The sequence below is a fragment of the Wenyingzhuangia marina genome (assembly GCF_900130035.1).
GTDB classification, from domain to species: Bacteria; Bacteroidota; Bacteroidia; order Flavobacteriales; family Flavobacteriaceae; genus Wenyingzhuangia; species Wenyingzhuangia marina.
This window is the reverse complement of record NZ_FQXQ01000004.1, coordinates 181,477-194,890: the sequence shown is the minus strand read 5'-3', so window position 1 is coordinate 194,890 and position 13,414 is coordinate 181,477. Positions and strand designations below refer to the sequence as shown.

The following is a 13,414-nucleotide window of genomic DNA, read 5'->3' as shown; positions in this document are numbered from 1 at the left end:
AAAAATTAAAATCATAAAATCTCAATCCATTTAAATGGATTGAGATTTTTATTTAGAATGTATTTTTTTTGAAAAAAAACAAAATTTATTTTACCGATATTCAAAAGCTAAAAAAACATCAAAAAACACACCTAAAAAACTAAAAAACAAATAGTTAATAAAAAACCATTTTACACCTCCCACGAAATTCAACCTAATGTTTTTAAAATCAGTGTAAAATCTTATGAAACAGGCATTAAAAAAGTGATTCTAGATGTTTATTACTTACCTATAATGTCTTATTTTTGCTCCTATTCTATAAATATAAAGTTTGATTTACACATAAATCCGTAAATCATTTATTATAAATTTAAAACAAATCATGAAAGAAATCACCAAAGAAACCTATATCAACTGGTATAAGGACATGCTTTTCTGGAGAAAGTTTGAAGACAAACTAGCTGCAGTCTACATCCAACAAAAAGTTAGAGGATTCTTGCACTTGTACAACGGTCAGGAAGCTATTTTAGCAGGATGTTTACATGTTATGGAATTAGGAGGTAAAGACAAGATGATTACTGCTTACCGTAACCACGTACAACCGATTGGTATGGGAGTTGATCCTAAAAGAGTAATGGCTGAATTGTACGGAAAATCTACAGGTACTTCTCATGGTATGGGAGGTTCTATGCATATTTTCTCTAAAGAACATGGTTTTTATGGAGGACATGGTATTGTAGGTGGACAAATTCCATTAGGAGCAGGTATGGCCTTTGGTGATAAATACCACAATACAGGTGGTGTTACTATTTGTTGTTTTGGTGATGGTGCTGCTCGTCAAGGTTCCTTACATGAAACCTTTAACATGGCAATGTTATGGAAATTACCCGTAGTATTTATTGTAGAGAACAATGGATATGCAATGGGAACTTCAGTAGAACGTACTGCAAACCACCAAGATATTTGGAAATTAGGTTTAGGATACGAAATGCCTTGTGGACCTGTTGACGCTATGAATCCTATTAAAGTAGCAGAAGCAATGGACGAAGCAATGGAAAGAGCTCGTAGAGGTGATGGACCAACTTTCTTAGAAATGAAAACGTACCGTTATAGAGGTCATTCTATGTCGGATGCTCAACACTACCGTACCAAGGAAGAAGTTGAAGAATACAAAAAAATTGATCCTATTACACAAGTATTAGATATTATCAAAGAAGAAAAATACTTAACTGACGAAGAAATTAAACAAATTGACAAGGACGTTAAGAACAAGGTAGCTGAATGTGAGAAATTTGCAGAAGAATCTCCATATCCAGACAAGCAACAATTATACGATATGGTATATGAGCAAGAAAACTACCCATTTGTTAAACATAAATAATCCCATACAATAAATTATGGCTACTATAGTTAATATGCCTAGATTGAGTGATACGATGACGGAAGGAACCGTAGCTCAATGGCTTAAAAAAGTTGGAGACAAAATTGAAGAAGGTGACATTTTAGCAGAAATCGAAACTGATAAAGCTACTATGGAATTCGAATCTTTTAACGAAGGTGTTTTATTACATATTGGTTTAGAAGCTGGAGAAACTGCACCTGTAGATAGTTTATTAGCAATTATTGGTGAAGAAGGTGAAGACATTTCTGGATTGTTAAGTGGTGGTTCTGCTGAACCAGCTGCTGAAGCTCCAAAAACAGAAGAAGCAGCTCCTGCTGCTGAAACTGAAGAAGCACCTGCTAGTGAAGAAGTGGCTATTCCTGATGGAGTAACTGTAGTTACTATGCCACGTTTAAGTGATACAATGACTGACGGTACTGTTGCTTCTTGGTTAAAGAAAGTTGGAGACAAAGTTGAAGAAGGAGATATTCTTGCTGAAATTGAAACTGACAAAGCGACTATGGAGTTCGAATCTTTTAATGAAGGAACTTTATTGTACATTGGTTTACAAGAAGGAGAAACCGCTCCTGTAGATAGTTTATTAGCTATTATTGGTGAAGCTGGAACTGATGTTTCTGGTGTCGCTGAAAATTTTGGAAAAGCTAATGCTCCTGCTGCAGCTAAACCAGCTCCTGCTAGCGAAGCTCCTAAAACTGACACTCCTGCTCCTGCCAAAACAGAAGCTCCAAAGACTACAACACCAACTGCTACTAAAAAAGTAAGCGCAATCAATTCTGAAAATGGTAGAATTATTGCTTCTCCTTTAGCAAAAGCTTTGGCTGAAGAAAAAGGAATTAACTTGGCAAAAGTTGTAGGTACTGGTGAAGGTGGAAGAATTGTAAAAGTAGATATTGAAAACTATACTCCTGCTGTAGAAACTGCTGCTCCTGCTACTAAGACTGTTGCTGCTGCTCCTGCTGGTGAAGTTTCTCAAAGAGAAGAGAAAAACTCTAACATGCGTAAAGCAATTGCTAGAGCTTTAGACAAATCTCAAACTGAAAACGTAAACTTTACCATTAGTATGGATGTGGACATGGACAATGCCATGGCCTCTAGAGCAATGATTAATCAATTGCCAGATACTAAAGTTTCATTTAATGACTTAGTGGTAAAAGCAAGTGCAATGGCATTGAGAAAACACCCACAAATCAATACTGAGTGGACTGTAGAAAAAACCATTTACAACGAACATATTTCTGTTGGTGTAGCAGTTGCTATTGAAGACGGATTAGTAGTTCCTGTAATTCCTTTTACAGACACTAAGAGTTTAACTCAAATTGGTGCTGAAGTAAAAGACTTAGCCATTAAAGCTAAAAACAAAAAGTTAACTCCTGCAGAAATGTCTGGAAGTACTTTTACTGTTTCTAACTTAGGAATGTTTGGAGTAGATAACTTTACTTCTATCATTAACCAACCAAACTCTGCAATTTTATCTGTAGGGGGAATCAAACAAAAACCTGTTGTTAAAAACGGAGAAATTGTTGTTGGTAACGTAATGAATTTAACATTGTCTTGTGATCACAGAACCATTGATGGTGCAGTTGGTGCAGCTTTCTTAAATACTTTAAAACAGTATATTGAAAACCCTGTAACCATGATTGCATAAGCAATAAACAAATATATTTCTTAAAACACCTTTGTTTAAATACAAAGGTGTTTTTTTATATCTTAGATTTTTTTAAAACTTATATAATTTTAGCAAGGCTTGGCTTGATATATGCTATTCTTTGTGAAAATAGATTTTAACAGAACCTTAAAAACATGAACCATTTAAAAAGATTTTTTATAGCTAGTATTGCCTTACTAGTCATTGCTTGTAACAACACCCCTAAACAATCTAGCATCTCTGGAGAAATTAAAAACCTACCAAAAGAAGTAACTGAAGTTCTTTTAAGAACCCCTTCACAGGTTAAAAAAATTAAAATCGAAAACGGAAGTTTTAAAGACACCATTAATGTAGATGGTAAATTTTGTTTTATTAAAATTGGACAGTTTCAAAAAACACTTTTTTTAGATAAAGAGACTCAGTTAAAAATCAATCTAGATGCCAAAGATTATGATAATTCTTTAACTTATTCAGGTCATGGTAAAAGAGCTAATGACTATTTAAATAAAAGAGAAATTTATACACAAGAAATATTTGAAAAAATTGACAGCATCAACAATTTAGAGCCTGATGCTTTTAAAGATTTTAAATTAAATATGGTTGGGAATATTGAATCCTTATTTAAGGGATATGCTGATATCAATCCTTACATCATCAAAACAGAAAAAGAAAATTTAGATTTTTTTGTTAAGAACTTAGAACAACAATACAACGCAATTAATGGTGTTGAACAATTAAAAAAAGGAGATCAATCTCCAGAGTTTAACGATTACGAAAATTATAAGGGAGGAAAAACTTCTTTAAAAGATTTACGTGGTAATTATGTTTACATTGATGTTTGGGCAACTTGGTGTGGACCATGTAAAGTTGAAATTCCATATCTAAAAAAATTAGAAGAAAAGTTTCATAAAAAAAACATCAAGTTTGTAAGTATTTCTGTGGATAACAAAAATGCAAAAGAAGCTTGGAAAAAAATGATTCAAGAAAAGGAAATGGGTGGAATTCAATTATTCGCTAATGGAGATCAAGAATTTACATCGGCTTATAATGTTACTGGTATTCCACGTTTTATCTTGTTAGATACCGAAGGGAAAATCATCTCTGCAAACGCCCCAAGACCTTCTAGTAACCAAATAAATGATTTGTTAAAAAGTCTACCATAAATCAAACTGTTAAAATAGTATAACAATTACAAAAATCTGTGTAATGTTATAGAAATCAAACAAGTTTTAGTCACAAATTTTTAAATAAAAAAGCAATCGGCTTATCTTTGAATGCTAAGAGAATTAAATAAAAATCCAATGAAATATCGTATAGAAAAAGATACTATGGGTGAGGTACAAGTACCTGCTGACAAGTATTGGGGAGCACAAACAGAAAGATCTAGAAACAACTTTAAAATTGGTCCTGCAGGAAGCATGCCTTTAGAAATTGTTTATGGTTTTGCTTATTTAAAGAAAGCTGCTGCACATGCCAACTGTGATTTAGGAGTATTGGCAGAAAGTAAAAGAGATTTAATTTCTGCTGTATGTGATGAAATCTTAGCGGGAAAATTAGATGATCAATTCCCATTGGTTGTTTGGCAAACAGGTTCTGGTACACAATCGAACATGAACGCTAATGAAGTAATTGCAAACCGTGCTCAAGAATTGGCTGGTGGAGTAATTGGAGAAGGAGAGAAAGCAATTCAACCTAATGATGATGTAAACAAATCTCAATCATCAAACGATACATTTCCTACAGGAATGCACATTGCCGCCTATAAAATTATTGTAGAAAATACCATTCCAGGTGTTGAAAAATTACGCGATACTTTACAAGCAAAATCAGAAGCATTTAAAGATGTAGTTAAAATTGGTAGAACACACTTAATGGATGCAACTCCATTAACAATAGGTCAGGAATTTTCTGGTTATGTTTCTCAACTAAACCATGGTTTAAAAGCTTTAAAAAATACTTTAGCCCATTTGGCTGAATTGGCTTTAGGAGGAACTGCTGTGGGTACAGGATTAAATACACCTAAAGGTTATGATGTATTGGTGGCAAAAAAAATTGCTGAATTTACAGGATTGCCTTTTATAACTGCTGAAAATAAATTTGAAGCTTTGGCTGCTCATGATGCTTTTGTAGAAACACATGGAGCTTTAAAACAAATTGCAGTATCCTTAAACAAAATAGCAAACGATATTCGTTTAATGGCTTCTGGACCACGTTCAGGTATTGGAGAATTAATCATTCCTGCCAACGAACCAGGATCTTCTATCATGCCAGGGAAAGTAAACCCTACACAATGTGAAGCAATTACTATGGTAGCTGCTCAGGTAATGGGTAATGATGTTGCTATTGGAGTTGGTGGATTACAAGGTCATTATGAGTTAAATGTATTTAAACCTGTGATGGCTAAGAATTTAATTGAATCTGCTCGTTTAATTGGTGATGCTTGTGTATCTTTTGAAGAACATTGTGCTATAGGTATTGAACCAAATTATCCAGTAATAGAAAAGTTATTAAACAACTCATTGATGTTGGTAACTGCTTTGAATACTAAAATTGGATATTATAAAGCAGCTGAAATTGCAAACACTGCTCATGCAAACGGAACTACTTTAAAAGAAGAAGCTGTACGTTTAGGACATGTAACACCAGAACAATATGACGAATGGGTAAAACCTGAAGACATGATTGGTTCTTTAAAATAATAAAAGCTACCTTTACTATCAAACCGCTACATATTTTGTAGCGGTTTTTTATTTTAAACAACTTTTTATGGTACTAATTAATTATATTGCTTCTGCTAAAAAGAAAACTAAACTAAAATGATAATAGACAAACTAGAAAATCACAAATTGTACAGTGGACTAAGTGATAGAATTGCCATGGCTTTTGATTATGTTACCCAAACAGATTTAGCAAACACTCCTATTGGAACTTATGAAATTGATGATGACAAAGTATTTGCCATTGTGATGGAATATATTACCAAAGACATTGATGAAGCTAATTGCGAAGGACATCATGCACATATAGATTTACAATACATGATTTCTGGAACTGAATACGTTGGAGTTACAACGCTAACGAATCAAACACCAATAAGCGAAGATCCTGAAAAAGATTTAGATTTTTATGATACGACTTCATCTCTAGTAAAATTTGATACGGGTACTTTTATGATTTTCTTCCCAGATGACTTACACATGCCAAGTGTGCATATTGATGCTCCTGAAAAAGTAAAAAAAGTAGTGGTAAAAATCAAAGTACACTAAGCTTTATTGATATTAGAAAAAAGAGATTAAATAATTTTAATCTCTTTTTTATTTTTTATAATCGATTTTAGCCCTTACTTTTAGCCCTTATCATTTTAAAAATAAGTCAAGTGAATTACTTTGAAGAAGAGCTTTTTGAACAAAAAAACTACACAAAATATCCTATAGAATCTGGTGAATACGAAGAATGTACTTTTATTAATTGTAATTTTTCTGAATGCGATTTGTCTGGAATAGAGTTTACCAATTGTGAGTTTAAAGATTGTAATCTAAGTAATGTTAAATTAAACAAAACGGTACTACAAGAAGTGATTTTTAAAGATTGTAAAATGATTGGAATTCTATTTGAAGCCTGTAATCCTTTTGGGTTGTCTTTTCAATTTTATCATTGTTCATTAAATCACAGTTCCTTCTATCAGCAAAAATTAAAGAAAACTATTTTTAAAAATACACAATTACAAAATGTAGATTTTACAGAATGTGATTTATCTCTATCTTTATTTGATGAGTGTGATTTTTCAAAAGCTAAATTTGAACGTACCAATTTAGAAAAGGCAAATTTTAAAACTTCTATAAATTATATCATCGATCCTGAAAACAACAATGTTAAAAAAGCTATATTTTCTATAGAAAACATTCAGGGACTATTAGATAAATACAACATTGTAATTCATTAATTTTATATTAAATCTCTTTTTTATTAGATTTTCAACCCTATTAATCGTAATATTGCGATCTAAAAACAATCCTATGGGAATTAGTAAAACCGAGAAATTTACAAAGGAGCAAAACATGATTGCTACTTTGGCTAAAGCATTAGCACATCCTGCTAGAATTGCTATTTTAGAATATTTATTTGATACAAAATCTTGTGTTTGCGGAGATATTGTAGAAGAAATAGGTCTGGCACAAGCAACCATTTCTCAACATTTAAAAGAATTAAAAAACATTGGACTTATCAAAGGGAGTATTGATGGGACTCGAGTTTGTTATTGTATTGATGATTCTAATTGGGAACAAATGGAATTAATACTTAACAAATTTATTTCTACTAAAAAACCACATAAAAACCAATGTTGCTAACAACCTTATAAAGTAAAAAAAGTGAAATTATCAGAATTAAAATCGGTCTTAAATAATTTAGAAACAATTGGATTTGTTTTACCAGATGAGACAAGAGTACCAAGTCATTTTCATGTAACAGAAGTTGGAAAAGTAAGTAAACATTTTATTGATTGTGGTGGTGTTTTAAGAAAAGAAAACACAATTAACTTACAATTGTGGGAGGCTAATGATTACGACCACAGATTACATCCAGAAAAACTGTTACAAATTATTGCACTTTCTGAAAAAGTACTTCAGATAAAAGATTTAGATATAGAAGTTGAATATCAATCAAACACCATTGGTAAATATGGATTAGATTTTAATGGTCGTGATTTTTTACTAATTAACAAAACAACCAACTGTTTGGCTCCAGATCAATGCGGAGTTCCAAAAGAAAAAATAAAACTAACTAATCTAACATCAAAATGTACTCCAGGTTCTGGATGTTGCTAAAATTAAAATCTATTATGATATATCCAGAATTACAACAGGTAATAAAAGATGTAAATCCCGCTAGAATTTCTATAGAAAGAAAAGAAGTATTACAACCATTAATTAACTACATTCAACAGAAAAAAAATAATCAAGAAAAAATAAATCTTAACTTTATTTGTACACATAATTCAAGAAGAAGTCATTTATCACAAATATGGGCACAAACCATGGCTACTCAGTTTAACATCAATAATGTTTTTTGTTATTCTGGCGGAACAGAAGCTACTGCTTTATTTCCTTTTATAGCCATTACTTTGGAAAATTCAGGATTTCATATTCAAACTTTAACTAACAATACAAATCCTATTTATAGCATTAAGTTCGGTAGCGAATCACATCCAATTATTGGATTTTCTAAAACTTATGATGATGATTTTAATCCTGAAAATTCATTTGCAGCTATTATGACTTGCTCTAGTGCAGATCAAGGTTGTCCATTTATTCCTGGAGCCGAAAAAAGGATTCCTATGACCTACGAAGACCCAAAACTGTTTGATAAAACAGCTGAACAAGAAACTAAATATCATGAAAGAAGCATGCAAATTGCTACAGAAATGTATTATGTTTTTTCTCAAATAAACTAGCACAATAAAAAAAGCCCTTATCGTAAAATGATGAGGGCTTTTATTTTTTATTCTAATCTGAAATATTTCTACTCCTTAACCATTTATCTACAGGCTCAATACTAACATTAACAATTAAAACCAATAGAGTACATATAAAAGTTTCAATATAAAAACCAGTAGCAGCAACACAACCAATAGCTGCACTACACCAAATAGTCGCAGCCGAGGTAAGTCCATGAACATTGGTTCCTTCTCTAAAAATAACCCCAGCTCCTAAAAAACCAACTCCTGTAACTACTTGAGCTACAATTCTTGTAACATCTACATCGTTATTTAATTCAGAAAACTTTACAGATAATAAGACAAAAATAGCTGAACCTGTTGAGACTAACATATTGGTTTTTAATCCAGCAGATTTATTTCTCCATTGTCTTTCAAAACCTATGCAAAGTCCTGCCATAAGGGCTACAACAAGTCTTATGATAAAATCTTTTAACTCCATACAATTAAAGATAAGGATTTTTGGAATGTATTAAATCAAAAAAGAATCTACTTTTAAAATTCCTGATTCCTCTATTTGAGACAAGTACATCTGCCCTACTCTAACTCTAATTAATCTTAAAACAGGAAAACCAGCAGCAGAACACATTTTTCTTACTTGCCTAAATTTTCCTTCGGTTAAAGTGATAGAAACCCAAGAAGTAGGTCCATGTCTATCATCTCTAATTTTTTTAGATCTATGTGGTAATTTATTTGGTATTGAAATACTTTTAACTTTAGCAGGTTTTGTTTTATAATCTTGTCCATTAACACTGATAACAATCCCTTTTTTAAGAAGTTCTAAAGCCTCTGAGGTAATGAGTCCATCAACTTGTGCATAATACTCTTTTCCTACCTTATTTGATCTTATTCGTTCGCTTTCGCTACCATCTGTAGTTAATAACAATAAACCTTCGCTAGGTTCATCTAAACGACCAATAGCCATAGTACCTTCAGGCACGGTATACAAATCTCCTAAATACTTTTTTTTATGTGCTAACTTTTCACCACTTGTAAATTGAGATAAGTAACCATAAGGTTTATGTATGATAAAATGGTGATGCAATTTGATATTTTTAAAAGTTTTATAAAACCTCTTCTATTTTTTCAGTAGGTCTTGCTATAACAGCTCTTCCCTTATTCACAACAATAGGACGTTCTATCAACTTAGGGAAATCAACCATGGCTTGAATAATTTGAGCATCCGATAATTCTTTTCCTTTAAAATTACTCTTCCAAATAGCTTCGTTTTTACGAATAAGCTCCATTGGATGAATAGCCAATTCAGCAATTACTTCTGTCAAGGTTTGAAAAGTAAAAGCTTCTTCTAAATATCTGATCACTTTAAATTCAACTCCTTTTTCCTCTAAAAAAGCAACACCTTGTCTACTTTTTGTACATCTTGGATTGTGGTATATTTTTATCATCTTTTTAACTTTTAAATAAAGTAATTCTTAACAACTTCATCATATAATACAAACTATCTAGAACACTCGTTAAAAACTTTGTAAAGTTTATCTACAATTCATTTTTTTGTTCAGGCTGCCCAGCCATCATTAAATACGATTTCAAGAAACCATCAATATCTCCATTCATTACTGCATCAACATTACCTGTTTCGTGAGCTGTTCTAACATCTTTCACTAATTTATAGGGATGCATCACGTAGTTACGAATCTGAGAACCAAAGTCAATCTTCATTTTATTGGCTTCAATTTCTGTTCTAGCGGCCATTTTCTTTTGTAACTCAATTTCATATAATTGAGATTTTAACAACTGCATGGCCTTAGTTTTATTATCTAATTGAGAACGAGTTTCTGAGTTTTCAATAATAATTCCTGTAGGATGGTGGCGTAAACGAACGGCTGTCTCAACTTTGTTTACATTCTGCCCTCCTGCTCCACTAGCTCTCATGGTTTCAAAACTATATTCAGATGGATCTATTTTTATTTCAATAGAATCATCTACCAAAGGATAAACATAGACCGAGGCAAAAGAAGTATGGCGTTTGGCATTACTATCAAACGGAGAAATACGTACCAAACGATGTACACCGTTTTCTCCTTTTAAATATCCAAAAGCAAATTCTCCTTCAATTTCAATGGTAACCGTTTTAATTCCAGCTGTATCACCATCTTGCATGTTTAATTCTTTGATTTTGAACCCTTGTTTGTTAGACCACATGCTATACATACGTAACAACATGGCAGCCCAATCACAACTCTCTGTTCCTCCTGCTCCTGCAGTAATTTGTAATACCGCACTCATCTCATCACCTTCTTCAGAAAGCATGTTTCTAAATTCAATATCTTCTATTAAAGTAACCGCTTCAGTTTCTAAGTCGTTAACCTCTTCTTCTGTAGCTTCACCTTCTTTATAAAACTCAAGAGTAACTCCTAAATCTTCTATTAACGTATTGGCTTTTTTATAATCTTCTACCCATTTTTTTAGACCTCTTAACACTTTCATGTGTGCTTCGGCTTCTTTGGGATGGTTCCAAAAATCTGGAGCCAAAGACTTTTCTTCTTGATTGGCAATTTCAATCAATTTTTTATCAATCTCTAAATATTGTTTAAGCTTGGCAACTCTGTTAGCCAATTTTTGTAGTTGTTCTTGAGTAATCATAATAACAAAGGTAAGAAACGTTGATATTGAGTACAAAAAAAGAGGCTTTAAAGCCTCTTTTTTATTTCTTTATAAATTGGATTCTTAGTAACGAGATGCTCTATAATCTTCTATAGTAGCTTCTTCTTTTAATCCGTTGTATAGTTGACTAGACACATTAGATTTTACTATGCTATTTACTGTCTTAACATTTACTTTAGTTGCATCCGCTTCAGGAATTGTTACAGATTTATTTACAACTGCAAATACTCCTTTGTTTCCAACAATATTGTTAATTAAAGTTCCTTGTTTACTTACTGCAGCTGCACTTACCACACCTGGCTCAATACCAACACCAGAAATAGTTGGAGCTCCTAAAGTTACATTGTTAAAGTTTTCTACTTTTACATTGTTAGCTTTAGCAATAGCTTCTAAACTATCTCCATCCATTTTTTCCTCCAGCATTTCTGCTTTCTTTTGTTTGATTAAAATAGGCTCTACTTGGCTAAATGCACTTGTAGCAGACATTAAACCTTTCTCTTGCTTATTAGTTAACATCACAACTGCATATCCATTTTCATCTAAATCAAAACGTTTGGTAGCATTTAATTCAGTATCTTCTTCAAAAGCCCATTTTACAATTCTTCTGTTTTCTCCTACAGAACCTACATAAACATCTAATTCTTTTAATCCATTAACTGGGCTTACTAAATAGCCTTTTTCTTTAGCAATTGCTTCAAAATCACCTCCGTTTCTTAATGCATTTGCAAAAGTTTCTGCTTGTTCAAAAACTTTGTTTTCAGTTTTTTCTGAAGCTTGAATTTGTCTTGCAATAGTAGCTAATTTATAAGCTTTACTAAAGTTCTTTTGGTCTTCAATTTTAATTATATGTAAACCATAAGCTGTTTTAACAATTCCTACAGATCCTTTTTTATTTTCAAAGCAGTAATCTCTAAACTCTGGTACCATTGCTCTGTATCCAAACCATCCTAATGATCCTTGTTTAGAAGCTGACCCTGGATCTGTTGAATAGTTTTCTGCAATTTCACCGAATTTTTTAGGTGATTTTTTAACTACTGTTAAAAGACTATCAGCCAATTTTTGTGCATCAGCCAAAGTTCTTCTTACTGTAGGTTGTGCCCCTTGCGCTCCTATAAAGTTAATTAAGATATGACTTGCTTGAACTGAATCAGGAATTTGTTGTACATCTAACAATTTAGATATTTTGTAGTACTGAGAAAACTTATATGGCCCTACTACATCTCCTACAGAAGCATTCTTAATTTCTTCTTTAGCAACAGTTGGTAATTCATCTTCAAATTGGAATCTATCAACCAATGGTAAATCAGAAGCACTTTCTTCAACAAATAATTTTGAATCGTTAGTGTTCTTAAACCCTTTTACCAATTCTGTAGATTTAGATACTTTATTGTATTCTTCTTTATCAGCTATTAAAGTTTCTAAGCTATGCTTAATTTCTTCTTCATCTTCTTGAGAGGCAGTAAAAGAAAACTTAACTAAGTTTAAACTTCTTGTTGCATCTGTTTGATACAAGTTTGTATGATCATTAATATAATCAGCTACATCTTCTTTAGTTACTTTTACATCTGTATTAGGAATAGAAGAAAACGGTAAATAAACGTAGTCTGCACTAACACTAGTATTAGTAATAACATAATCATTAATTGCTTCTGCCTCTGTAACTCCCACACCTACATTAACTAAAGAATTGTAAGCTTGTGTTAATAAGTTTTGTTTGATTGACTTTTCATAATTCAACCAACCTTGTAACATTTGTTTACCTTGTTCTGTTTTATCCGCTTCTAAACCTGCAACATATGCTTTTAACAAATCTTCGTTAAAATTTCCGTCTTTGTCTTTAAACTGAGGAGAATTTACAACTTCATTACTTGTAATGATTGCTTGCCAAATTTCACCTTCTCCAATAACAACACCAGCTTGAGCTAATTTAGTTTCATAAATTTTTTCTCTAACCATTTGATCCCACACCATGTTCTCAACAGTCAGAGCTCCATAAGCAGATGCATTTCTGTTTTGAGCTTTAAAATTTTCAACTCTTGTTGCAAACTCTTTGTATGAAATGTCCTCACCATTCACTTTTCCAATAGCATCTACGTTTTTACTACTAAAAAAATCAATAATATTTTTAGGACTTACTACGAATGAAAACATCGCTAATCCAATAACGATGATTAAAAATCCTGAGCGATCTCTGATTTTTGATAATATTGCCATTTCTATATATGTAATTTTTTGATTGTCCGCTAAAATACAATTTCAATTGAAATCA

General features: G+C 32.1%; 14 protein-coding genes. 9 read left to right on the top strand and 5 right to left on the bottom strand.

Features of this window, described 5'->3' with window-relative positions:
* Positions 1-361 precede the first annotated feature (361 nt).
* From pdhA to BUB70_RS10250, 9 genes are all read left to right on the top strand, one after another.
* Positions 362-1,360 carry a pyruvate dehydrogenase (acetyl-transferring) E1 component subunit alpha gene (gene pdhA, locus BUB70_RS10290; RefSeq protein WP_073121232.1) on the top strand — a complete coding sequence of 333 codons (999 nt, stop codon included), beginning with the start codon at positions 362-364 and terminating at the stop codon, positions 1,358-1,360.
* A 16-nt stretch (positions 1,361-1,376) separates the two neighbouring features.
* Complete coding sequence (locus BUB70_RS10285) at positions 1,377-3,026, top strand: pyruvate dehydrogenase complex dihydrolipoamide acetyltransferase (RefSeq protein ID WP_073121228.1); 1,650 nt, start codon at positions 1,377-1,379, stop codon at positions 3,024-3,026.
* Between the two features lie 155 nt (positions 3,027-3,181).
* Positions 3,182-4,189, top strand: a complete 1,008-nt coding sequence (locus BUB70_RS14175; RefSeq protein WP_073121226.1) for a TlpA family protein disulfide reductase — start codon at positions 3,182-3,184, stop codon at positions 4,187-4,189.
* A gap of 138 nt (positions 4,190-4,327) precedes the next feature.
* Positions 4,328-5,725 carry a class II fumarate hydratase gene (fumC, locus tag BUB70_RS10275; protein WP_073121669.1) on the top strand — a complete coding sequence of 466 codons (1,398 nt, stop codon included), beginning with the start codon at positions 4,328-4,330 and terminating at the stop codon, positions 5,723-5,725.
* Between the two features lie 117 nt (positions 5,726-5,842).
* Positions 5,843-6,292: a NanQ anomerase/TabA/YiaL family protein gene (locus tag BUB70_RS10270; RefSeq protein WP_073121224.1), complete on the top strand. Its 450-nt coding sequence runs from the start codon at positions 5,843-5,845 to the stop codon at positions 6,290-6,292.
* 110 nt (positions 6,293-6,402) lie between these two features.
* Positions 6,403-6,969, top strand: coding sequence for a pentapeptide repeat-containing protein (locus BUB70_RS10265; protein ID WP_073121222.1), 567 nt, complete (start codon positions 6,403-6,405; stop codon positions 6,967-6,969).
* 73 nt (positions 6,970-7,042) lie between these two features.
* On the top strand, positions 7,043-7,375 hold the full coding sequence (locus BUB70_RS10260) for an ArsR/SmtB family transcription factor (protein ID WP_073121220.1): 333 nt from the start codon (positions 7,043-7,045) through the stop codon (positions 7,373-7,375).
* Positions 7,376-7,396: 21 nt separating this feature from the next.
* On the top strand, positions 7,397-7,852 hold the full coding sequence (locus BUB70_RS10255; protein ID WP_073121205.1) for a DUF6428 family protein: 456 nt from the start codon (positions 7,397-7,399) through the stop codon (positions 7,850-7,852).
* Positions 7,853-7,866: 14 nt separating this feature from the next.
* A complete protein-coding gene (locus BUB70_RS10250) occupies positions 7,867-8,478 on the top strand; it encodes an arsenate-mycothiol transferase ArsC (protein WP_229742991.1) in 612 nt (203 codons plus the stop codon).
* Between the two features lie 52 nt (positions 8,479-8,530).
* On the opposite strand, the gene BUB70_RS10245 is transcribed toward BUB70_RS10250, so the two are convergent.
* From BUB70_RS10245 to BUB70_RS10225, 5 genes are all read right to left on the bottom strand, one after another.
* Positions 8,531-8,962 carry an MgtC/SapB family protein gene (locus tag BUB70_RS10245; protein ID WP_073121201.1) on the bottom strand — a complete coding sequence of 144 codons (432 nt, stop codon included), beginning with the start codon at positions 8,960-8,962 and terminating at the stop codon, positions 8,531-8,533.
* Between the two features lie 30 nt (positions 8,963-8,992).
* The gene (locus BUB70_RS10240; RefSeq protein WP_073121199.1) at positions 8,993-9,565 is read right to left on the bottom strand and encodes a pseudouridine synthase; all 573 of its coding nucleotides are present in this window, start codon (positions 9,563-9,565) and stop codon (positions 8,993-8,995) included.
* Between the two features lie 19 nt (positions 9,566-9,584).
* Positions 9,585-9,926: an arsenate reductase (glutaredoxin) gene (gene arsC, locus BUB70_RS10235; protein WP_073121197.1), complete on the bottom strand. Its 342-nt coding sequence runs from the start codon at positions 9,924-9,926 to the stop codon at positions 9,585-9,587.
* Between the two features lie 91 nt (positions 9,927-10,017).
* Positions 10,018-11,124, bottom strand: a complete 1,107-nt coding sequence (prfB, locus tag BUB70_RS10230; RefSeq protein ID WP_073121195.1) for a peptide chain release factor 2 — start codon at positions 11,122-11,124, stop codon at positions 10,018-10,020.
* Between the two features lie 84 nt (positions 11,125-11,208).
* Positions 11,209-13,359, bottom strand: a complete 2,151-nt coding sequence (locus BUB70_RS10225) for a peptidylprolyl isomerase (RefSeq protein WP_073121193.1) — start codon at positions 13,357-13,359, stop codon at positions 11,209-11,211.
* Positions 13,360-13,414: the final 55 nt, after the last annotated feature.

Excerpts from the sequence above, each read along its gene's own strand:
- pdhA (WP_073121232.1), top strand. The coding sequence starts at position 362 with ATGAAAGAAATCACCAAAGAAACCTATATCAACTGGTATAAGGACATG.
- BUB70_RS10285 (WP_073121228.1), top strand. The coding sequence starts at position 1,377 with ATGGCTACTATAGTTAATATGCCTAGATTGAGTGATACGATGACGGAA.
- BUB70_RS14175 (WP_073121226.1), top strand. The coding sequence starts at position 3,182 with ATGAACCATTTAAAAAGATTTTTTATAGCTAGTATTGCCTTACTAGTC.
- fumC (WP_073121669.1), top strand. The coding sequence starts at position 4,328 with ATGAAATATCGTATAGAAAAAGATACTATGGGTGAGGTACAAGTACCT.
- BUB70_RS10270 (WP_073121224.1), top strand. The coding sequence starts at position 5,843 with ATGATAATAGACAAACTAGAAAATCACAAATTGTACAGTGGACTAAGT.
- BUB70_RS10260 (WP_073121220.1), top strand. The coding sequence starts at position 7,043 with ATGGGAATTAGTAAAACCGAGAAATTTACAAAGGAGCAAAACATGATT.
- BUB70_RS10250 (WP_229742991.1), top strand. The coding sequence starts at position 7,867 with ATGATATATCCAGAATTACAACAGGTAATAAAAGATGTAAATCCCGCT.
- BUB70_RS10245 (WP_073121201.1), bottom strand. The coding sequence starts at position 8,962 with ATGGAGTTAAAAGATTTTATCATAAGACTTGTTGTAGCCCTTATGGCA.
- arsC (WP_073121197.1), bottom strand. The coding sequence starts at position 9,926 with ATGATAAAAATATACCACAATCCAAGATGTACAAAAAGTAGACAAGGT.
- prfB (WP_073121195.1), bottom strand. The coding sequence starts at position 11,124 with ATGATTACTCAAGAACAACTACAAAAATTGGCTAACAGAGTTGCCAAG.
- BUB70_RS10225 (WP_073121193.1), bottom strand. The coding sequence starts at position 13,359 with ATGGCAATATTATCAAAAATCAGAGATCGCTCAGGATTTTTAATCATC.